The organism is Streptomyces incanus (assembly GCF_042656345.1).
Classification (GTDB): domain Bacteria; phylum Actinomycetota; class Actinomycetes; order Streptomycetales; family Streptomycetaceae; genus Streptomyces; species Streptomyces incanus.
In genome coordinates this window covers 6,506-26,612 of record NZ_JBHSPC010000093.1, presented here as the reverse complement: position 1 = coordinate 26,612, position 20,107 = coordinate 6,506, and the positions used below count along the sequence as shown (strand labels likewise).

General features: G+C 69.6%; 19 protein-coding genes and 5 pseudogenes. 11 read left to right on the top strand and 13 right to left on the bottom strand.

The features are described from left to right. Positions 1-510 precede the first annotated feature (510 nt). Together ACFP2V_RS27245 and ACFP2V_RS27240 are read left to right on the top strand one after the other, a co-directional pair. Positions 511-795, top strand: a complete 285-nt coding sequence (locus tag ACFP2V_RS27245) for a hypothetical protein (RefSeq protein ID WP_381217818.1) — start codon at positions 511-513, stop codon at positions 793-795. Continuing rightward, positions 792-1,061, top strand: a complete 270-nt coding sequence (locus tag ACFP2V_RS27240) for an integrase core domain-containing protein (RefSeq protein WP_381217816.1) — start codon at positions 792-794, stop codon at positions 1,059-1,061. The genes ACFP2V_RS27245 and ACFP2V_RS27240 overlap by 4 nt, the downstream gene beginning before the upstream one ends. Positions 1,062-1,198: 137 nt before the next feature. Here the strand turns inward: ACFP2V_RS27240 and ACFP2V_RS27235 are convergent, their stop codons facing one another. Then, positions 1,199-2,068: a hypothetical protein gene (locus ACFP2V_RS27235; RefSeq protein ID WP_381217814.1), complete on the bottom strand. Its 870-nt coding sequence runs from the start codon at positions 2,066-2,068 to the stop codon at positions 1,199-1,201. A 716-nt stretch (positions 2,069-2,784) separates the two neighbouring features. Next, complete coding sequence (locus ACFP2V_RS27230; protein ID WP_381217812.1) at positions 2,785-2,949, bottom strand: hypothetical protein; 165 nt, start codon at positions 2,947-2,949, stop codon at positions 2,785-2,787. Between the two features lie 28 nt (positions 2,950-2,977). Here ACFP2V_RS27230 and ACFP2V_RS27225 point away from each other — a divergent pair, with 28 nt between their 5' ends. From ACFP2V_RS27225 to ACFP2V_RS27205, 5 genes and pseudogenes are all read left to right on the top strand, one after another. Beyond that, on the top strand, positions 2,978-3,277 hold the full coding sequence (locus ACFP2V_RS27225) for a hypothetical protein (RefSeq protein ID WP_381217810.1): 300 nt from the start codon (positions 2,978-2,980) through the stop codon (positions 3,275-3,277). Between the two features lie 316 nt (positions 3,278-3,593). Beyond that, positions 3,594-4,228, top strand: a pseudogene (locus ACFP2V_RS27220) (IS6 family transposase). A 65-nt stretch (positions 4,229-4,293) separates the two neighbouring features. Beyond that, complete coding sequence (locus ACFP2V_RS27215; protein ID WP_381217808.1) at positions 4,294-4,554, top strand: integrase core domain-containing protein; 261 nt, start codon at positions 4,294-4,296, stop codon at positions 4,552-4,554. A 528-nt stretch (positions 4,555-5,082) separates the two neighbouring features. After that, on the top strand, positions 5,083-5,769 hold the full coding sequence (locus tag ACFP2V_RS27210) for an SDR family oxidoreductase (protein ID WP_381217806.1): 687 nt from the start codon (positions 5,083-5,085) through the stop codon (positions 5,767-5,769). 45 nt (positions 5,770-5,814) lie between these two features. Next, positions 5,815-6,573: an SDR family oxidoreductase gene (locus ACFP2V_RS27205; protein ID WP_381217804.1), complete on the top strand. Its 759-nt coding sequence runs from the start codon at positions 5,815-5,817 to the stop codon at positions 6,571-6,573. An 18-nt stretch (positions 6,574-6,591) separates the two neighbouring features. Here the strand turns inward: ACFP2V_RS27205 and ACFP2V_RS27200 are convergent, their stop codons facing one another. From ACFP2V_RS27200 to ACFP2V_RS27185, 4 genes are all read right to left on the bottom strand, one after another. Next, positions 6,592-7,104, bottom strand: a complete 513-nt coding sequence (locus tag ACFP2V_RS27200) for an alpha/beta fold hydrolase (protein WP_381217802.1) — start codon at positions 7,102-7,104, stop codon at positions 6,592-6,594. A 400-nt stretch (positions 7,105-7,504) separates the two neighbouring features. Next, complete coding sequence (locus ACFP2V_RS27195) at positions 7,505-7,855, bottom strand: UBP-type zinc finger domain-containing protein (protein ID WP_381217800.1); 351 nt, start codon at positions 7,853-7,855, stop codon at positions 7,505-7,507. Beyond that, positions 7,852-9,369, bottom strand: coding sequence for an ATP-binding protein (locus ACFP2V_RS27190; RefSeq protein ID WP_381217798.1), 1,518 nt, complete (start codon positions 9,367-9,369; stop codon positions 7,852-7,854). The genes ACFP2V_RS27195 and ACFP2V_RS27190 overlap by 4 nt, the downstream gene beginning before the upstream one ends. Beyond that, complete coding sequence (locus ACFP2V_RS27185; protein WP_381217796.1) at positions 9,366-11,042, bottom strand: NAD(P)/FAD-dependent oxidoreductase; 1,677 nt, start codon at positions 11,040-11,042, stop codon at positions 9,366-9,368. Before ACFP2V_RS27185 ends, ACFP2V_RS27190 begins: the two co-directional genes overlap by 4 nt. A gap of 197 nt (positions 11,043-11,239) precedes the next feature. On the opposite strand from ACFP2V_RS27185, the pseudogene ACFP2V_RS27180 reads away from it, so the two are divergent. After that, positions 11,240-11,566, top strand: a pseudogene (locus ACFP2V_RS27180) (universal stress protein); the annotation flags it as partial. A 194-nt stretch (positions 11,567-11,760) separates the two neighbouring features. Here the strand turns inward: ACFP2V_RS27180 and ACFP2V_RS27175 are convergent. Continuing rightward, on the bottom strand, positions 11,761-12,264 hold the full coding sequence (locus tag ACFP2V_RS27175; protein WP_381217794.1) for a hypothetical protein: 504 nt from the start codon (positions 12,262-12,264) through the stop codon (positions 11,761-11,763). A gap of 326 nt (positions 12,265-12,590) precedes the next feature. On the opposite strand from ACFP2V_RS27175, the gene ACFP2V_RS27170 reads away from it, so the two are divergent. Then, complete coding sequence (locus ACFP2V_RS27170) at positions 12,591-13,322, top strand: SDR family oxidoreductase (RefSeq protein ID WP_381217792.1); 732 nt, start codon at positions 12,591-12,593, stop codon at positions 13,320-13,322. Here the strand turns inward: ACFP2V_RS27170 and ACFP2V_RS27165 are convergent. From ACFP2V_RS27165 to ACFP2V_RS27155, 3 genes are read right to left on the bottom strand one after another with little or no spacing between them, the layout of a single operon-like run. Continuing rightward, a complete protein-coding gene (locus ACFP2V_RS27165; RefSeq protein ID WP_381217790.1) occupies positions 13,264-13,638 on the bottom strand; it encodes an alcohol dehydrogenase catalytic domain-containing protein in 375 nt (124 codons plus the stop codon). The two genes, ACFP2V_RS27170 and ACFP2V_RS27165, sit on opposite strands and share 59 nt — an antisense overlap. 44 nt (positions 13,639-13,682) lie before the next feature. After that, the gene (locus ACFP2V_RS27160; protein ID WP_381217788.1) at positions 13,683-14,093 is read right to left on the bottom strand and encodes a (R)-mandelonitrile lyase; all 411 of its coding nucleotides are present in this window, start codon (positions 14,091-14,093) and stop codon (positions 13,683-13,685) included. A 24-nt stretch (positions 14,094-14,117) separates the two neighbouring features. Beyond that, complete coding sequence (locus ACFP2V_RS27155) at positions 14,118-15,134, bottom strand: zinc-dependent alcohol dehydrogenase family protein (protein ID WP_381217786.1); 1,017 nt, start codon at positions 15,132-15,134, stop codon at positions 14,118-14,120. Positions 15,135-15,408: 274 nt separating this feature from the next. Here ACFP2V_RS27155 and ACFP2V_RS27150 point away from each other — a divergent pair. Then, positions 15,409-15,777, top strand: a pseudogene (locus tag ACFP2V_RS27150) (helix-turn-helix domain-containing protein); the annotation flags it as partial. Here the strand turns inward: ACFP2V_RS27150 and ACFP2V_RS27145 are convergent. Next, a pseudogene (locus ACFP2V_RS27145) lies at positions 15,772-16,100 on the bottom strand (IS6 family transposase); the annotation flags it as partial. The pseudogenes ACFP2V_RS27150 and ACFP2V_RS27145 sit on opposite strands and share 6 nt — an antisense overlap. A 242-nt stretch (positions 16,101-16,342) precedes the next feature. On the opposite strand from ACFP2V_RS27145, the gene ACFP2V_RS27140 reads away from it, so the two are divergent. Beyond that, the gene (locus tag ACFP2V_RS27140; RefSeq protein ID WP_381217785.1) at positions 16,343-18,151 is read left to right on the top strand and encodes an acyl-CoA dehydrogenase family protein; all 1,809 of its coding nucleotides are present in this window, start codon (positions 16,343-16,345) and stop codon (positions 18,149-18,151) included. Positions 18,152-18,319: 168 nt separating this feature from the next. Here ACFP2V_RS27140 and ACFP2V_RS27135 read toward each other — a convergent pair whose 3' ends face one another. Next, complete coding sequence (locus ACFP2V_RS27135; RefSeq protein ID WP_381217784.1) at positions 18,320-18,946, bottom strand: hypothetical protein; 627 nt, start codon at positions 18,944-18,946, stop codon at positions 18,320-18,322. 468 nt (positions 18,947-19,414) lie between these two features. Further along, positions 19,415-20,107, bottom strand: a pseudogene (locus ACFP2V_RS27130) (transposase family protein); the annotation flags it as partial.

Sequence of the window (20,107 nt, the reverse complement as noted above, 5' to 3'; positions counted from 1 at the left end):
CTGCCCTCGCCGCCGCCCACATCACGGGACTCGCCACCCTGCTCCTCGCCCACCCCCCCAGCCACGCGCCCAGCCTCGGACGCGCGACGGTGCCCGCGTCGATCGCCTGATGGACCTGCTGCGCATCAGCTGCCGCCCCTCCCGGTCGCCGACCCCATACGCACCGGCGCAGGATTCCCCGACGCCCCCAGCGCTCTCCACCCTTCCTCGTCGCCCCTCCTGCAGGCCGCACCGGGCGGCCAGGAGAGCCTACGCACCGCAGTGCAAGGCACCGGCCTCTGACCAGCTCCACGTGGGGCCAAGCGAGATTCCCCATGCGGGGCCCCAAGAACGCGAAAACAGCACGTGGGGGTATCGCCGCATCCGCGGTGAACTCGCCCTGCTCGGCATCCAGGTCGCCCCGTCCACCGTCTGGGAGATCCTCAAGGCCGAGAACATCGATCCCGCCCCGGATCGGACCACGACCACCTGGGGGCCTTCCCGCGCTCCCAGGCCGACGTCATCCTGGCCATGGACTTCATCGAGACTGTCACGCTCACCGGGCAGCGCCAGTACGTCCTCGCCGCCATCGAGCACGCCACCCGCCGCGTCCGCATCCTCGGCACCACCGCCCACCCCTCTGCCCCCTGGGTTATCCAAGCGATCAAAAATTTGATCATGGACATGACGAGTGCTGGAGCCGCGATCCGCTACCTGGTCCGCGACCGGGAGGCCAAGTACCCCGCCCTCATCGACGGGATCCTTGCACCGCCGGGATCGAGACCGTGCTCACCGGCGTCCGCATGCCGCGCATGAACTCGATCATGGAACGGTGGGTGCGCACACTCCGCGCCGCACTCCTCGACCGCACTCTCCTCTGGAACGAGCAGCACCTGCGCCGAGCCCTCCACGAGTACGAGCGGCACTACAACGAGCACCGCACCCACCGCTCACTCCACGCCGCCGCACCGCTGCGCCCCCTCCCCGAACCGATCACTGGTCCCCTACAGATCACCCGCCTCGACATCCGTCGCCACGACCGCCTCGGCGGAGTGATCCACGAGTACCGACACACAGCCTGACCAGTGCGGACGGGATATTCGGCACCTATATTCCAGCGGGGTCTGCTGGTTGATCAGCAGGTGCGGGTCGGGGTGTCGGGCCAGCGTCGGCGCCGGTGTTCCAGCCAGGCACCGACGGTTCGCCGTCGCGCCTCGGGTTACAGCAGGCGTGCGAGAGGCAGCGCCGCGATGTCGGGAGCGGGCCGGGAGACATACAGGTCGGTGTGGTAGTAGCCGTCCGCTTCTTTTTCTGCCGTGTGCAGTCCGTTCACAGCCAGGGCGTCGAACGCCGCGTACCGTTCGACGCTGTCGGCGAAGCGCCGCTGCCGGAACGTACGGGTGGGCAGTTTCTCCGTCACCAGGCCCGAGCGGGCGAGCAGATCGGCGATCGGCTGGTAGGGCACGGTGCGCAGCACGAACGCCGCGACCCACGGCGGGGTCGGCATGCAGCCGAGAAGCCTGGTGAAGGTTCGAGTGAAGACGTAGCCGACGCCGCCTGTGACGGTGATGAGGTCCGTGCCCGCCAGTGTGCGGCGCAGGGCGGGGCTCGGTTCGGTGACTTCGAGGTTCTCCGCGAAGGCGTGGTCGAGCAGGCCGACGGCGCGGGCGTATCCGACGGCCCGGGCTGCCGAGTCGATGCCTGTCGCCGTTGCGGCTTCCGGGCGGCGGCGCGCTGCGAAGAAGGTCCGGTCCTCGGCCGCGAGGTGCCGGGCCGGCAGGGTGGAGAGGTGGTGGGAGGTGTACCGGGTGGACAGGTCCGCCAGAGTGACACGGTAGTTGAGGAGAGCTGTGTTGATCCCGTAGGAGCAGCACAGGTCCACCACGTTCAGTGGCGTCCGGTCGGGGTGCAGCCGGCGCAGGGCATGGGTCAGTGCCCGGAAGACGGCCTGGCCATGGTGGGGTATCTGGTACTCGAGGGATCGCAGGGTGGCGAAGTACGGGCGGGGGTCGGGACAGTCGTAGATGTTGTTGAAGTTCGCTTTGCCCCAGTCGGCATTCGCGGTGGTGTTGCTCGCTCCTGCTGCCATGGGCGGTCTCCTGACCTGCGTCGGCCGGTGGGAAGGATCCGATGACCGCAGGGATACGGCCAGCGCCTGTGCGTTCGGCGGGCCGCCCCCACGGCCCCACTCTGCCCTCTCCGGCGCCCGGCGGCAGCCTGGAGGAGCTGACAGGGTGATTACGGTCCGTGACCGGGGCCTTGGCGCAGCCGGGACTGGCCGGGGGCGGGGCAGGAGTGTGTGGCGTCCCGGTTCAGCTGCCGGTCCGCGTCATCGAGGAAGGAGTACCGCTCCGACCCGAGCCTCCTCGCCTTCGGCCGGACCGCAGACCGGTCGGACGAGATGAGAATGAGGCTGAACGGCATTGTCAGGTTGGCTGCGGGCCTGCCAGTACGATGATCTTCGGGTTGGCTTGCCGGGGCCGGGGCCGGGGCCGGGGCCGTGGCCGGCGCCGTCTTCGGAGCCGAGGACCTGGACGTGATCAAGACCGCGCCGCGGGCTTTCTGCACGACCGCCCACTGCGAGAGAGCCGTCGGCAGCCTCCGGCGCGAGGCCCTCGGCCACGTCCTCCTCCCCGGAAGAGACCCATGCGCGCCAGGTCCTTGCGGCCTGCCAGGCCCAACACGACGAGCACCGGCCCCACCGGGCCCGCAGCCAGCCACCACCCAACGCTCGGAAACACCCCGCCGCGGCCCACCACAGCAGCAGCCGCCGACCGTCGTGCACCCGGATCCTCGGCGGCCTCATCAACGAGTACGGATACGCCGCCCGACCCGTGACGATGACTTTTCGAGCGGCACACCCAGTAGCCGATGACGGTAAAAATCCCCGGCGTCCAGCGCGATGGCGTCGGGGCGGTTGTTGTGGCCGGTGGACCCCTGCCCGGCGGGCGCCGATTCGATGCGGCGCATGAGGCTCCTTGGTGACAGGATCGGTGTTATGGACACCGAAACGGACTGGGTGTACCGGGTGTTCGAGCCGCACGGCTCCGAGGGCTGGCGCCCCTACGGCAGTGACCCCGAACGGTGGCAGGGTGTGATCACCGCCTCCGACTCGACCGAGGGCGCCAAGTACGCCATCGGCCGCATCGTCGGCGATCTGATGACCGAGTGGGAGAGGACCGGCCTCCACCACGCGATGCACGTGCGGGTCTTCCTCTGGCACGACGAGGCGGGCGACATGGAGGAGGCGGACTTCATCGTGGAGGTCCGGCCCCGGTCGGACCTCGGCGCAGCGTGACGGATCCGGGCCGAATCCGCGTCGAGCAGGGATGCCGGCCCGGGACCCGGGAATCCTTGGAGATGCAGGCGCGCAGCCGGCTCGGATGGGGCCCATGATCGCGACACGCCGTACCCCTGCCACGGCCGCCCAGACACGCATCGCGCCGCTACGCCCAGCCTAGACGCGCGTGACCTGCAACGACACAGCGTCGCCGCAGCTCAGAGGGGCATTGTCACGTTGACTGACCGGGTGGGATGATCTTCTGGTTGGTTATGCCGGGTAGGGGTCGCCCGTGGACAGCGCGCCGCCGTCGTACCAGGGACACCGGTAACCGGTGGAGATCATCGCGCACTGTGTGTGGCTGTACTACCGCGCTTCCCGCTGTCGTTCCGCCAGGTCGAGGAACTGATGCCCGGGCGCGGCGTGCTCGTCTCCCACGAGACCGTCCGCCGCCGGCGGCCCCGGCCCGGGGGCACGTGGCACCTGGACGAGGTCTTCATCAAGATCACCGGCGAGCCGAAGTACCGGTGGCGGGCCGTGGACTCCGACGGCACCGTCCTGGAGATCCTCGTACAGAACCGGCGGGACACCGCTGCGGCCGGGCGCTTCTTCCGCAGGCTGCTGAAGACGACCCGTACGGCGCCCCGGGTGATCGTCACCGACAAGCTCCGCTCCTACGGCGCCGCCCACCGCGCGGTCACACCCTCCGTCGAGCGCCGCTCGCACCAGGGCCTGAACAACCGGGCCGAGAACTCCCGCCGGCCCACGCGGCAGCGCGAACGCGCCATGAAGGGCTTCCGCGGCGTCGGCGGAGCCCAACGATTCCTGGCCACGTTCCACGGCATCCCACCGCACTTCCGGCCCCGCCGCCACCTGGTGACCGCTTCCCACTACCGCGCCGAGATGATCACGTGCTTCGCGGTCTGGGATCAGGTCACCGGCGTCGCCGGCCTGCCTGCCGCGGCCTGAGCACGGGGCCGGAACCCGGCCCCACCACACCCGACACACCGTCAGCAACTCACACACTCAACAACGTGACAGCGCCCGAGAGAGTCACCGGCACCCTCCGTCGAGAGGTCCTCGACCACGTCCTCATCCTCGGCGAGGCCCACGCGGGTCAGGTCCTGGCCGAATACCAGAAGCACTACAACGCGCACCGCCCCCACCGCAGCCGAAACCAACTACCTCCCGAAGCCCAGGAGCAACCGCCCCCGGTCCCAGCGTTGGCCGCCCGCAGAGTCCTCCGCACCCGCGTCCTCGGCGGTGTGATCAGCGAGTGCCGATACGCCTCTTGACCAGCGGCGATGATGATTCGAGCCCCACACGGTCTCCTGAGGGGACCGCCCCTCGTCGTGGGGGAACTCCAGTAAGCGAGGTAGCCGGTGCTGTCGGTGGTGCTGAGCCGGACGACGCCGGTCAGGTCGCCGTACAGTCGATGCCGAGGCTGCTGCGATGGCCCGTCCTCGGGCTTCGTCCTCACGTTCGTGCGGCGGTCGCTCTATGTGGATCGGTCGCCGACGGTGCAATGGACCCGTAGCCGAGCGCCGTCTCACATGCGTCGCTGCGGCGTCCGATGCACGCTGGTGATGGAGAGGACTTCTTACGTGGGACCCTGCGTACGCGACGGCCTGGTCGCCCCGGCACCGGCCCGAAATGCAGGTGAAGCAGAACCGGCCTCCAGGTGTTGAGTCTCCCTTTGTGCGAGTCGCGCATGGACCTGGGGGCGTGCCAGGACGCGGTCCGGTTCAGGGCCTCCCATCGCAGAGTCGTCCCTCGCCCCAGTGCCTGCTGTGCTTGGCAGGCGGCAGCAGGAAGGAAACGCGATGGAGATCAAGGGATCGATCGCCCTGGTGACGGGGGCCAATCGTGGTATCGGACGCGCGTTCGCCCGGGCGCTGATCGAGCGGGGGGCAGCCAAGGTCTACGCCGGTGTCCGCGATCCGTCGAGCGTGAGCGACGATGACCTTTCTGCGCTGCGCCTGGACGTCACCAAGCCGGAGGACGTCGTTGCGGCGGCCGAGACCGCCGGTGACGTCACCATCGTCGTCAACAACGCGGGCGTTGCCGGTTTTGAGACCGAACTGCTGACGGGTTCCTTCGACGGTGCACGCGAGGCGATGGAGGTCAACTACTTCGGCACGTGGGCTGTGTCCCGTGCCTTCGCCCCGGTCCTGGCGCGCAACGGCGGCGGTGCCCTGGTGAACATGCTGTCGGCTGCCTGCTGGATCCCTCGGCCGGAGTACCCCGGGTACGCGGCGTCCAAGGCAGCCCAGTGGTCGTTGACGGGCACGCTGCGGGAGGGTCTGCGCGAGCAGGGAACGCTCGTGATCGGGGTCCACGCCGGTTTCGTGGAGACGGACCTCAGCAGCTTCACGGACGCGCCGAAGATCAGCGCGGCGGACGTGGCGGAGCAGACGATGGACGCCCTGGCGGACGACCGGGTCGAGGTGCTCGCCGACGAGCGGACCAAGCAGATCAAGCATGCCCTGGCGCAACCACTCCAACAGTGAGAAGAAGCCCGGACGGGACCGTGGCGCCACAGCACAGGAGGAATCATGACCTCTGAACCACCTGGGGGGCACAGCGCCGGCGGCCTGCCCCTGCTCGGGCAGACCCTCGTCGTCATCGGCGGGAGCGCGGGCATCGGGCTGGCGACCGCACGGCTCGCCCGTAACCAGGGCGCCTCCGTGGTCCTCACCGGGCGGGACCCGGAACGGCTGCGCACCGCGGCCAAGGAGGCCGACGCGCTCAACACCGCGGCCTTCGACGCCCACGACGCGGCGCGGCTGGAGCGGTTCTTCCAGCAGCTGCCAGGGCCGATCGACCACGTGATGGTCACCGCGGGCGGCCCGTCGTACGGCCGCCTTCTGGACATGGATGCCGAGCAGGCACGCCGGGCGATCAGCGACCACATGGTGCTCGCACTCGAGGTCGCGCGCCACTCCGCCGGCACCGTACGGCCGGGCGGCACGCTGCTGCTCCTGGGCGGCACGGGAGCCCGCCGGATCCGGGCCGCTCTCGGCGCCGCCCCCGCGGTCACCGCCGCGATGCCCGCGTTCACGGCCAGTCTTGCACTAGAGGTCGCGCCAGTCCGGGTGAACCTGATCGCCGCCGGCTTCGTGGACACGCCGTTGTCGGCCCGCCTGTTCGGCGACGCGCTCGACGCCCGTCGCGAGGAGCTGCGCGCCGGGCTGCCCATCGGCCGTGTAGTCGTACCCGACGACGTGGCGGCGCTCGCTGTGCACATCATGACCAACACCGCACTCACGGGTGCGACCTACGACATCGACGGAGGCCAGCAACTCGTCGGCTGAGCCACACATCGATGGCGATCATTTGCCGAGGGTCGTGGCCGGCCGGGGTCGTGTGTTCCGGCCTTGGTTGCGGTACGAGGCCAGGAACGTGGTCAGCGCCGTGAGTACTTCCTGGGGTGCCTCTTCGGCTACCCAGTGGCCGGTGCCGGGGATGACTACGCCCCGCACGACGTGTGCGACAAGTTTCATCGTGCCGGCGACGTTGTCACCGAGGCTTCCCGCACCGCCGATCGCAAGGACGGGCAAGGTCAGCGGGCGTGTTTTGCGTTGCTGGTCCTGCGCGCTGGTGGTGTCGAGCGCGCGGTACCACCCGAAGCTGCCGCGCAGGGATTCGTGCTGGGCGGCGAGGATGCGGACGTAGTGGTCGACGGCGTAGTCGGGGAGTTTTCGTACGGCCTTGGTGGCGAACTGCCGGCCGAAGTAGATCCCTTCGCTTCCCCGGACGAGCTGTTCGTTCACGTCGGTGAGCCGGTTGAAGGGGATGTGCCACAGCCGGTTGTCGGCCTGCGCGCCCCGGGCCTTCGGTGCCACGCGAGCAAAGTCCCCGGCGTCACCGGGAACACGTTCGCCCACCGCTGCCGGGGTGTCAGCGAGGACAGCGCCGCGAACCACGAGCGGTCCACCGGTTCGTGGCGCCCCGGACGCGCGAGCTGGCTGCGCGGCACCGCGTTCTCGTGCCGCAGGACGAGAAGCTCGGCGTTCTTGGCCGCCTGCCGACGCGGCGGCACTGCCGGGACCGACAGCAGCTTCCGTGTCACCTGATACACCAGCGAGACCATTACCTCAGGCATGCTCCCAGCGAGCCCTCGAGCATCGCCAGACCCCCTGCGAGCGGCAGCGACGCGTTTCTGAACGGCACAGGGGCGGATGTTGTATGGCATGTGCAGGGCAATATGCCGCGCACGCGCGACGGTGGGCAGCCCGGGACGGCTCAGCGCAGCACGTCCGCCCAGTTCGCGGGGACGCGGCCCGCCGGGCCGGGCGCCGGCTGGTCCGCCGGGTGGCTCACCGGCGGCGCGAGTTCGGGGCCGGTCTCGTACAGCTCGTTCGTGCCGTAGTTCCAGAACCAGCCCTCGCCCGGCTCGTAGCTGCGGATCACCGGGTGCCCGGTGGCCCGGTGGTGGGCGGTGGCGTGCTTGCCGGGGGAGTCGTCGCAGCAGCCGATGTGGCCGCACTGCGCGCAGCGCCGCAGATGGAACCACCAGCCGCCTGCGGCGGCGCACTCGACGCAGCCGGTGCCGCTGGGCGGGACGCGGGGGTCGATTCCGGTGTCGCTGGTCATGCCGGCTCCTGGGATGTCGTACCGTCCTCGGACGTGAGCGGCGGCCCGTCGGACGAGGCGGAGGAGAGTGCCGTTCCGTCGGGTTCGACGGCGGCCAGGGGCAGCAGTACCCGGAAACGGGTGTCGCCGGGCACCGACTCCACGCCGATGCTGCCGTGGTGCTTGTTGACGACGATCCGCCGGGAGATGTCCAGCCCCAGACCGGTACCCCGGCCGACCGGCTTGGTGGTGAAGAACGGGTCGAAGATGCGGTCGCGGATCTCCGGCGGCACGCCGGGCCCGGTGTCCCGGAACTCGACGAGAAGCTGGTCGTCGTGGAGCGCGGTGCGCACGGTCAGCGTGCCGTCGCCGCCCGCGCCGTCCATCGCGCAGATCGCGTTGTCGATCAAGTTGGTCCACACCTGGTTCAGTTCCGCCGGGTAGGCGGGGATCCGCGGCAGCGTACGGTCGTACTCCTTGACGATCCTGATCCGCGGCCCGATCTTGCCGGACAGCATCAGCAGCGTGCTGTCGAGGAGTTCGTGCACGTCGGCGACCTGGTAGGGGGCGCGGTCCAGCTGGGAGTACTGCTTGGCGGCGTCCACCAGACGGGAGACCCGGGTGGTGGAGTCCGCGATCTCGTCCATGAGCAGCTCGGTCTCCACCGTGTAGTTGAGCCAGCCCACGGCGCCCGGCAGGATCTCCTGCCCGACGGCCGCCGCGACCTGCTCCAGCCAGTCCACGTCGAGCCCGGCCTGTACGAAAGTCGGCGCGATCTGCCAGCCCTGCTCGATGCCGTGGTCCTCCAGCCAGTCGGTGAGGGCGTCCTCGCGGTCAGCCACCTCCAGCGGGGTGAGCACCGGTGCCTTGGCGACCCGCTCGGCGGTACGTTGCTGGATGTCGATGAGATTCGCCAACTGGTCCCTGGAGAAAGGGCCTTCGGCGATGAGGGCGAGCTTGTGCCGCATCCTGGCCACCCGCTCCCGCAGCGTCGCGGTGGCCCGGACGGCCGCCGCCGCCGGGTTGTTGAGCTCATGGGTGAGCCCGGCGGACAACGACCCGAGCGCCAGCAGCCGCTCCCGCTGCCCTACGGCCGCCTGGGTGCTCTTCGACCCGAAGAACAGCCCTTCCAGCAGATGCACCGCCATCGGGAACCACTCGCGCATGATGTCCGCGAACGTCTCGGCGGGCAGCACGAAGAACCGCGTCGGCTCCGTGACGCGCATCGAGTTGTTGTAGACCTGCCGCAGCCGGTCCCCGAGGTACGCCTGCATGGCGCCCGAATAAACCCCGCGCTGCGAGGACCGGATGACCTCCACGTCGTCGCCACCGACCCGGCGGGAGAGCACCACCGTGCCCTCCAGCATCACGTAGAAGCAGGCGGCCGGCTCGCCCTCGGTGTAGACCGGGCCGGGGTCGAACCGCTCCATCCGCCCCTCGTGGCAGAGCCGGCCCAGCTGTTCGCCCGACAGCTTCTCGAACAGGAACAGCGAGCCGATCTCCTTCGAGCTGCACGGCATCGGCCGGCCGCTCATGACTGCTCCAGGTACCGGTGGACGAGCATCACGGCCATGGCTCCCTCTCCTACGGCGGACGCGACCCGCTTGGCGGACTCCGCGCGCGCGTCACCCGCGACGAACACGCCGGGCACATTGGTCTCCAGGTGGTACGGCGGCCGGTCCAGCTCCCAGCTGGGGGGCGGACGTCCGTCGGGCGTGAGGTCGGGCCCGGCCAGGATGAACCCGCGCCCGTCCCTCAGCACCGTGCCGTCCAGCCAGTCGGTGAGCGGGGCCGCGCCGATGAACACGAACATCCACTGGGTGTCGACCAGCTCGCTCCGCCCGCTCGCCGTGTCGCGCAGGGTCAGCTTCTCCAGGTGGCCGGAGCCGTGCGCGGCCTCCACCACGGTGCCCGTGCGCACCGAGATGTTGGGGGCCTCCTCGATCTGCTGGACCAGGTAGTACGACATCGACGCCGACAGGGAGGAGCCTCGCGCCAGCAGGGTCACCGACTTGGCGTCCCGTGCCAGGTACATCGCCGCCTGCCCCGCCGAGTTGGCGCCGCCCACGATGTAGACGTCCTGGCCCCGGCAGGACGGCGCCTCGGTCAGAGCCGAACCGTAGAACACCCCGCAGCCGGTCAGGTCCCGCGCGCCGGCCGCGGGCAGCTGCCGGTAGGACACCCCGGTCGCCAGGATCACGCTGTGTGCGGCGACCGCCGAGCCGTCCGAGAACCGTACGGTCCGGGCCGCGCCGCCCACCTCCAGGCCCGTCACCTCGCGCGCGGTGAGGATCTCGGCGCCGAACCTCGCCGCCTGCCGGCGGGCCCGGTCGGTCAGCTGGGCGCCGGAGACGCCGTCCGGGAAACCCAGGTAGTTCTCGATCCGGGAGCTCTGCCCGGCCTGCCCGCCGGTCGCCGAGCGCTCCACGAGCACCGTCCGCAGCCCCTCCGAGGCCCCGTACACGGCAGCGCCGAGCCCGGCCGGGCCGCCGCCCACCACGACGAGGTCGTAGAAGTCGGCCGCCGGTGTCGTCGCCAGCCCCACGTGGGCCGCGAGCTCCGGTGCCTCCGGCTCCAGCAGGGGCGTGCCGTCCGGGGTGACCACCAGCGGCAGCCGCTGCCCGTCCTGCCCGGCGGCGGCCAGCAGCCGCCTGCCCTCGGGCTCGTCGGAGGAGTACCAGCGGTAGGGCACCTGGTTGCGGGCCAGGAACTCCCGCACCTGGGACGACCGCGCCGACCAGCGGTGCCCGACCAGCTTGGTGCTGGGCACCGGCCGGTAGTCACTGCGTCGCCAGGCCTGCAGCAGGTCGTCCAGGACCGGATAGAGCTTCTCCTCGGGCGGGTCCCAGGGCTTGAGGAGGTAGTGGTCCAGGTCGACGACGTTGATCGCGTCGATCGCCGCGTTGGTGTCCGCGTACGCGGTCAGCAGGACCCGCCGCGCGCCCGGGTACACGTCCAGGGCCTGTTCGAGGAACTCGATGCCGTTCATCCGCGGCATGCGGTAGTCGGCCAGGATGACGGCGACGAGGTCGCCGCGCAGTTTCAGCTCGCGCAGCGCGTCCAGCGCGGACTCGCCGGACTCCGCGCGCACGATCCGGTACGAGGCGCCGTAGCGCCGCCGTAGATCCCGGGCGACGGCGCGGGAGACCCCCGGGTCGTCGTCCACGGTCATGATGACGGTCCGCGTCGGCTCCACGGCCTGTGCCATGTGTCTGTCACCCCGCGTGGTCGGATAGGCGACCCGGTGCGCCCTTGCGGCACCGCGCCGGCTCCCGCCCATCGTATGTTCGATCGTCCCGATTTGTCCGAGCGTGCGGAGGGCCGTCGTCCCGGCCGCCCGCTTCCGTGATCACCCGGTGGGGAGACTGGACCGAGGACGGCTCACCGCACAGGGAGGCAGACGGTGTGACGCGGCCGATCACGGCAGGGGTGGACGGATCGGAGGAGAGCCTCGCCGCGCCGACGTGGGCAGGACGGGAGGCCGAGCGCCGCGGGCTGCCGCTGCACCTGGCCCACGCCTGGCGCTTCGAGGTGCACGACACCTTCGACGCGGGCGACCGGGGCACCCGGCGGCAGTGGGTGCGCGACGGCCTCGCGGAAGCCGCCCGGACCGTCACCGAACGCCACCCCAACCTGCCGGTGACCACCGACGTGGAGGACGGCGCCGTGCCGGCGCTGCTCGCCGCCGCGGCGGAGCCAAAGACACCGGTGCTCGGCTCGCGCGGCTATGCGCGATACCGGTGATTCAGGCTGTTTTCCAGCTGGTTGAAATGGCTCTGGTTGGCCCGGTCAGCCGGGCCGTCGGGGTGTCTGGCCGTGGTGGGCTGTGGTGCTCGGCTCGTTTGAGGGCCCAGTTGGACATCTTGCGTTTGACCACGCGGGGGTTGGAGCGCAACCGCCTTGCGGGCAGCAGCCGTTCGGTGATCTCACGCAGGCTCTGGGCGATGGACCGGGCCAGTCGCGAGAGGGGAAAGTGCCGCCTGCCCGGTGACGTGGCGGCGGACGACGCGAAGGGTGCGGATGAAGGAGATCCGGTCGGGATGGTGCCAGGCCTTGAGGGCGACCTGGTGCATCAGGTCCCGCAGCGCGTGGTGGACCAGCAGGAACGCGAAGATCTCCTGTTCGACGCCGCGTGGGTGCTGGGAACGCGGCACCAGCCCTGGGACGCCCTGGTGGTTCTTGATCTCGTCCAGGATGTTCTCGATCTCCCACCGCTGGGCATGGAGGGCGGCAAGCTCCTCGGCCGGTGCCTGGTCGGGCTCGAGGAGGATGGTGATCAGCCGGTAGACGGTGCCGTCACCGCCGCGTGGGCCGAGGGTGTACTCGATCACCCGCGCCGGCTCGGGGTCCGCGCGCCGGTAGTGGTCCCGCGCGGCAACGATCTCCGACAGGTAGGAGTCCTCGGCGAGGGCTTCCAGGACCGGCAGCACCCACGACGCTGCGGACCCGCCACAGCAGGTCCGCGCCGCCCGCCTTCGCGGCCTGCCGGACGTCGCCCTGCTCGAGGGCCGCGGCGGGGGCGTCCTCCGGTGGGTGCCGCTGAACACAGGGATTTGCCGACGGCGACGGTGTGGCGGGTGAACGCGGCGCGCAGCAGATCGGCCAAGGCGGCAGACCGGCCAAGGGAGGGGAGGCGGGCGGCGACGGTGTGGCCGTGCTCGCCGGGGCGAGAGTGTCCGAGTTTGGGTGTACGCAAAGTGAGGTTAAGGTCACATAAAGCGCATGTCAGGGAATATCGCCGAAGGAAGGCTAGATCGTGAAGTTCGCAGTCATCGGCGGAACCGGGCTGATCGGGTCACGGGTCGTGGAGAACCTGAACGCGGCCGGGCACCAAGCCGTACCGCACTCCTTGTCCACCGGCGTGGACATCATCACCGGCCAGGGGCTGGAGGCGGCCGTGGCGGGCGCCGACGTCGTCATCAACCTGGCGAATTCCCCGACCTTCGACGGCGCATCGCTCGCCTTCTTCCAGACTTCAATGGACAACCTTCTTGCCGCGAGCGAGAAGGGCGGCGTCGGGCACTTCGTCATCCTCTCGATCGTCGGCGCGGACCAAGTGCCCGATCTGGACTACTACCGGGCGAAGGTGCTTCAGGAAAACATCCTCAAGGCCGGGCCGATCCCGTATTCCATCGTCCGCGCCACGCAGTTCATGGAGTTCATGGACGCGACCCTGGCCATGACCGCCGACGGCGACACCGTCCGCCTGCCACGCACGCCGATCCAGCCGATCGCCGCTGCGGACGTCTCCGGCACTGTCGCCGAAGTCGCCGCAGGCAGCCCTCTGAACGGCGTCCTCAACATCGCAGGTCCCGACGTCTACCCCCTCGACGAACTCGGCCGACTCACCCTGACCGCCAAGAGCGACGGGCGCTCCGTCGTCACCGACGACAGCGCCGGCATGTTCGCCGCCGCCCACGGCGACGTCCTCACCGCCCCGGACGACGCCCGCGTCGCCCCCACCCACTACACCGACTGGCTCTCCTGAACGGTCCCCCTCCAGCCCTCGACTTGCTGCGCCAGTCCAGGGCGATGCGCGCGTCGCTCCCACTCTGACTGACATCGGCGCCGACCTCGGCGACGGTGCCGACGATCTTGTGGCCGGGGACGACGGGGAAGGGCTGCGGGCCCCAGTCGCCGTTGACGATGTGGATGTCGGAGTGGCGGATGCCGGCGTACTGGATCGCGATGAGGACGTCGTTCGGACCGACCTCCCGGCGCTCGATGGTGGTGGGGGCCAGGGGCCAGGGGCCAGGGGCCAGGGGCCGGCCGGCGGCGGGGGCGGCGTAGGCGTGGACGCGCATGCGGAAGTGTTCCTCGTTCAGCGGGGGGCAAGTCGGGACAAGTGTCAGTCGACGGCGGGGGCGGCGGCGTACTCCTCGTCGGTGACGGGAGTCAGCCAGTGCACGACGTCGTGGTCGGCGTCACTCTCGTTGATGGCCAGGTGAACCATCAGCCGGTTCGGCGCGGCACCATGCCAGTGCTCCTCGTCGGCCTCGAACAGGACGCGGTCGCCGGAACGGATGACCTCGATCGGCCCGCCCCGGCGCCGGCACAGGCCGACCCCTTCCGTGACGAAGACGGTCTGGCTCAACGGGTGACGGTGCCAGTGGGTGCGCGCGCCGGGCATGAAGTGCACCAAGGCGGCGCTGACCCTGGACGGCACGGGCGCGGCGGCGACGGCGTCGATGTAGACATCGCCGGCGAACCAGTCGGCGGGACCCTTGACGGTGCCGATCGAGCTCCGGGTGATCTGCACGATCGTTCCTTTGTTCGTGTGAGGTCAGGGCTCGAGGAGGGCCTTGATGGCTCGGCGCTCGTCCATGGCCCGATAGCCCTCGGCCACCTGGTCCAGGGGCAGGGTGAGGTCGAAGACCTTGCCCGGGTCGATCCGGCCGGTCAGGACGCGGTCGAGCAGGTCGGGCAGGTAGCGGCGCACAGGGGCGGGACCGCCGCGCAGGCCGACGTGGGAGAAGAACAGCTCCTGGCCGTCGATCCGCACCTCGTGGGGGACGCCGACGAAGCCGACGTTACCGCCCGGCCGCGCCGAGTGCAGGGCCTGCCGCATGGCCTGGGCGGTACCGACGCATTCCAGCACCGCGTCGGCGCCGATCCCCTCGGTGAGGTCCTTGATCCGCGCGACGCCCTCCTCGCCGCGCTCGGTGACGATGTCGGTGGCACCGAACTCCCGGGCGAGGTTCTGGCGGGACTCGTGTCGGCTCATCGCGATGATCCGCTCCGTTCCCCTCTCCTTCGCCGCGATCACCGCGCACAGCCCGACCGCTCCGTCGCCGACCACCACGGCGGTGGAACCGGGCTCGACCTCGGCGGCGTCGGCGGCCCACCAGCCGGTGCCCATCACGTCGGAGACGGCCAACAGGCCGGGCCAGAACTCCTCGCCGGGCACCTCGTCGGTGGCGACCAGGGTGCCCTGGGCGTTGGGAATGCGCACATACTCGGCCTGGCAGGTGCTCATGAACTCGCGGTTCAGGCAGTTGGACTGGAAGCCGTTACGGCAGTTCGCGCAGGTGTTGTCCGAGGTGGCGAACGAGCCCACGACGAACTGACCGGGCCGGAGGGCGGTGACCTCGCTGCCGACCTCCTCGACGAAGCCGACGTACTCATGACCCATCGGGTGTGCCTCGTCGACCGTGTCCAGGCCGCGATAGGGCCACAGGTCGGAGCCGCACACGCAGGTGACGGCCGTCCGGATGATCGCATCGGTCGACTGGAGGATCCTCGGGTCGTCCAGGGGCTCGAAGCGCACATCGCCGGGGGCGTGGATCACTGCTCCGCGCATGAGGGAAGTCCTTACGTGTGGGAGGGACGCGGCCTGGGGCGGCCGACGGGCCGCCATAGCCGCATGCGGCCGGGGACCGAAGTGCGCGAGGGGGAAACCGCTGTCCTCCGGCGCACGGCCCGGCCGGGCACCCCCCCCGTGCGGGGCGGCTGCGCCGCTCAGGGGATTGCTTCTTCTCCGGGTAACCGGCTTTCCCAGTGCTCAACCAGTCACCAGCGAGAGGTGTACTGCTGGTACATCCCTCCTGCGCCGTTCACGCCGTACGGGCGGCGGTATGGACGACCGTGACGAGGTCCGCGAGTTCCTCACCTCGCGGCGAGCCAGGATCAGCCCGGAGCGGGCCGGGCTGCCGGGCGGGTCCCGGCGCCGCGTGCCGGGGCTGCGCAGGAGCGAGGCCGCCGCGCCGGCCGACATGAGCGTGGAGTACTACGCGAAGCTGGAGCGGTGCAGCCTCGCGGGCGTCTCTCCGGCCGTCCTGGAAACCGTCGCCCGCGCGCTTCAGCTGGACGACGCCGAACGCGCCCACCTCCTGCACCTGGCCCGGGCCGCCGACGGCTCTGACGCCCTCACCCGCCCCCGGCGCCGCACCACTACCCGGCAGTGGACCCCGCACCGCAGCCTGCAGTGGATCCTCGACGCGATTCTGGACCAGGATGTCGAGCACGTCGGCGTCGACGGCCCGCCGCAGGTACTTCGGTTCGCCGGTGACCGTGAGGAAGACCTCGTCCAGGTGCCATGTGTCCCCGGACCGGGGCCGTCGGCGGCACAGCGCGACGGCGTAGGCCTGCCCGAACTTCGCGCACCAGCGGCGGACGGTCTCGTGGGAGACGATCACGCCGCGGGCGAGCATCGGCTCCTCGACCTCGCGGAACGACAGCGGGAAGCGCGGTAGTACAGCCACACGCAGTGCGCGATGATCTCCACCGGGTATCGGTGCCCCTGGTACGACGGCGGCGCGGACGACACGAGCGAACCCCCTCCCGGCACGACCAACTCCAGGATCATCCCAGGCCGGTCAGCCAACGTGACAACGCCGTCGAAGACCTTCTTCCCGGCCCGAGGTCAGTCCGTGTCGGTGATGCGTGCTCTTGCCGACGTCCAGACCGAGGAAGGCGCCCGTCCCGCCGATGTCGATCACTGTGCCCTCCTGAGCTCTCTCAATCGTGGCGATGATCATGATGTGATCAACAACGGTAGCCTGTGCATCTGTGATCGACACTCAGCTTTCTCGCCTGCAGCCCTTGCCGGACGAACTCGCCACCGTTCTGTTCGGTACCCGCGCCGCGACTTTCCACCATCCGTGGATGCGGCTGTTCAGCTCTGTACCGTTCTCCTACCAGGAGGGGCTCACCGACGAGGCGCGTATCCAGCAGTCGTATGAGCGTTTGCGTCTGGTCAATAACGCCATCGACGATCCGCTGGCCTTCGCCGGCGACCCTGCCGCGCTGAGCGCGATGCACGAGTGGGCCGGTGTCGTCGACGCCGGCATGGCGACCTGCGCGAGCATCCACTACAACCTTTTCCTCGGCAGCCTCCTCGAACACGACCACGACGATCGGGATCTGACCGAGTACGTGCAGATGGCTCGCGTCGGAACGTTTCTGTGCACCGAGCTTGCGCATGGCAATGACGCCGCCCAGATGGAAACCACCTGCACCTTCGACCGGGACACAGGCGGCTTCGTCCTCAACACCCCTCGCCCCGATGCCTGCAAGTGGATGCCCAACACCAGCCCCGTGGGAGGGCCCAAGGACGCCGTGGTCGCCGCCCGCCTCCTCGTCGACGACCGCGACCTGGGCGTCTTTTTGTTCCTGACCCCGCTACACGATGCCCACGGCACACCGACGCCCGGCATCGAGATACACCGCTTGCCCCAGACCGCCAGCAGCCCCGTCGACCACTGCTCCACCAGCTTCCACCACCTCCAACTGCCCTACACCGCACTCCTTCAGGGCGATCACGGACGTCTCACCCGTGACGGTCACTTCACCAGCAGCCTCGGCAGCCCCCGCAAACGTTTTCTACGCTCCATCGGCCGCGTCACCATGGGCAAGCTCTGCATGAGTGCCTACAGCTTGGGCACCACCCGCCACGCTTTGACCGTCGCCATCCGCCACGCACACAACCGTCGTACCTCCGGCATGACCAGCGGACACAAGGTTCCACTGTTCGCGCACCGCAGCCACCACGCACCCCTCTTGGAAGCCACCGCCACCGCCTACGCCGCCACCCTCCTGCAACGCAGCGTCACCCAGCAGTGGACCGACGCGGCAGACAGCGACCTGGAACAGTGCGAACGGCTCATCGCCGTCACCAAGGGGTGGATCACCTGGCAGGCTCGCGCCATCATGACCGAGTGCCGTGAACGCTGTGGTGCCCAGGGCCTGATCCTGGCCAACGGCATCGCCGGCCAACTCGCCGCGAACGAAGGCACCATCACCGCCGAAGGCGACAACAAAGTCATCTGGGTCAAGGCCGCCGGTGAAATGCTCCTCGGCGGCTCCACGCCCCAGCCGGTCAGCGACATTCCGCCCGAGCAGCGCTCATTGAATGATCCGCAGTACCCGCAGGACCTCCTGGCGGACATCGAGCGAATATGGCACGAGCGGGCCCGCGCCCGCCTCCGCACCGGCCGCGCCCCCTCACCCCTGGCGCGGTGGAACACAACCGTCACCCCTGCGCTCCAACTCGTGGACGCGCACGCCCATCGCCTGGCCGGCCAGGCACTGTCCCACTCGGCCGACCAGGCCGGTACCGCGCAGACCCGGCAACTGCTCACCGACCTGCACCGGCTGTTCGCCTTTCGCCAAATCACCGCACACAGCGGCGACCTGCTGGCCCAGGGACGGATCACCGCCGACCAGGTACAACAGCTGCCCGACGCCATTGACAACGTAATCGCAGCCCTGGAACCCCACGCACTGACGCTGATCGAAGGGTTCGACGTGCCGGAGGAGCTGCTGGACAACCACCCCATGCTGCACGCCGACAGTCCAACTGCCCTCGTGCCGGCATAGTCACGGCGCCGCCGTGAACGGTGGGACCGGCACGCCTCGCCGGGGCTCTGCCCTCCCACCACCTGCCAGGCGGCTTGTACGAGACCGTGCTCGAAAGGGCGCGACATGCGTTTCCTGCAGACGCAGCGCCCTTTCGAGCCCCGCGGTGTAAAGGCCCTGAGCTGGACATCAGGGGTACAAAGCCAGGTGGGAGGTGTAGGTGAACCTGTCGCCGCCGCTCAGGACGTACACGACGCGGCTACAGAAGTCGTGGTAGTCAGCTCGCAGGGCCTCATCGAGGATGAGGGTCATGACCGGTCCGGCGGCCGGCGCGCGCTGGAGGGCTTCCAACAGACGCTGCGGGGCCTTGAGATTCATCACCTCCAGCGCGCGCCGGAAGTCGTCGACGAGATCCGGTCCCTGGTCCGCCAACTCGGTGAGAGCCTCCGCCAACGGCCCGCCGGTCGTCTTCTCCACTTGGACCAGCATGCTGTGACAGGCCTGCAAGGTGTGCAGCTGGTCGAGCGGCAGATCCATGGTGTACAGGCTCGGCAGCTCCCTGCTGTTGAGGTCGTGAAGGACGTAGCCCGCGGCCGAGTGCTGCCGGCAGTCGCCCGCCGCGGTGATCTGCCACTGCAGGGGAATGGGAAGGCGCTGCTGAATCTGGTCCCACCTGTCATAGGCGGTGCTGATGAGCTTGGCCTGGGTGCTGTCGAGATCGGACAGATAGAAGTAGTACAGGGAGTACAGCAGGGGCTGCTCGATTGCGATGAACTTGCTGATGAACACCGGATCGTCAGGCACCAGGATCTGCATCGCGGTTCTTTCTGCTCATCGGCGGTGCGGGGGTCAGGCGCCGGGTTCGTACAGGACGGTGAGGATGCTGGCTCCGCGGGCGCGGGCGGCCAGGAGCCGGGCCCGGCCTTGGCCGCGTGACGCAGTGAGTGAGAGGTGTCGTCCGGGACCTGGACGCGATGATCGCGTTTGTCTGGAAGATCTCCGTGCACCCGGCTGTCTCAGCAGGCGCCTGCGCGATGCTCGTGCAGACCTACGGTGCGTGGGCGGCCCTGGGGTTCCTCCTGGTCGTCATCGTCGGCCGGCCTCGTGTCGAGTTGCGGGACCATACACGCAACCAGGTAATCGCCGGAACGATCGTAACCGCGGCAGTGTTCCAGTTGGCACGCCACCCCGCCGCCCGCTTTCCGCAGGTCGGGGACGGGACAGTTCATTCGGCGCTCTTTGGGTGGAATGGGGAGAAGTGCGCTGCAGGGTGAGGTTTTTCCATCATCGGTTTGAGCCGGCCAGATGCAGGGTGAGGACGGCTTGGACGACGCTGGTGATCCGGGTGGTCGAGCACCGGAGTTTACGGAGGAGCCGCCAGGACTTGAGGGTGGCGACGGTCTGCTCGACGAGGGCCCGGATCTTTGCGTGGGACCGGTTGACGGCCTGTTGGCCCGGGGGAAGGTTGTTCCGACGGCCGCGGTACGGAGTGCGGACCGCGCCGCCGGCACCCTGGTAGCCCTTGTCCGCCCAGCAGGTGATGCCTGCCTCGGCGAGAGCGTCGACGATGCCGTGCTCGCGTGCCGCCCGGATGTCGTGGACGGCTCCGGGCGGGGCCGGTGATGCCCAGAGGAAACGGCCTTTCGGGTCGGCGATGATCTGCACGTTCATGCCGTGCTTCTTGTGTTTGACAGAGGAGAAGGGCCGGTCGGCGGCGGCCCGGTCGATGGGCAGAAGCGTCCCGTCCAGGATCAGATACGCCGTCATCGACGCGGCCCGTACGGCTTCGGCGAGTGTGGGCGCGAGGGCGGGCCAGGAGCTCGACGGCCTCGGTGATGTAACGGTAGGCAATGGTGCCGGTGCCGGTGCCGGTGCCGGTGCCGCCATGACGTGCGGACCGACCACACCTCGGGTCCGCACCGCGCCACTCGATCAGGCCTGACGTCGCCTGTCTGAAACAGTGCGTCGGCCCCCGCA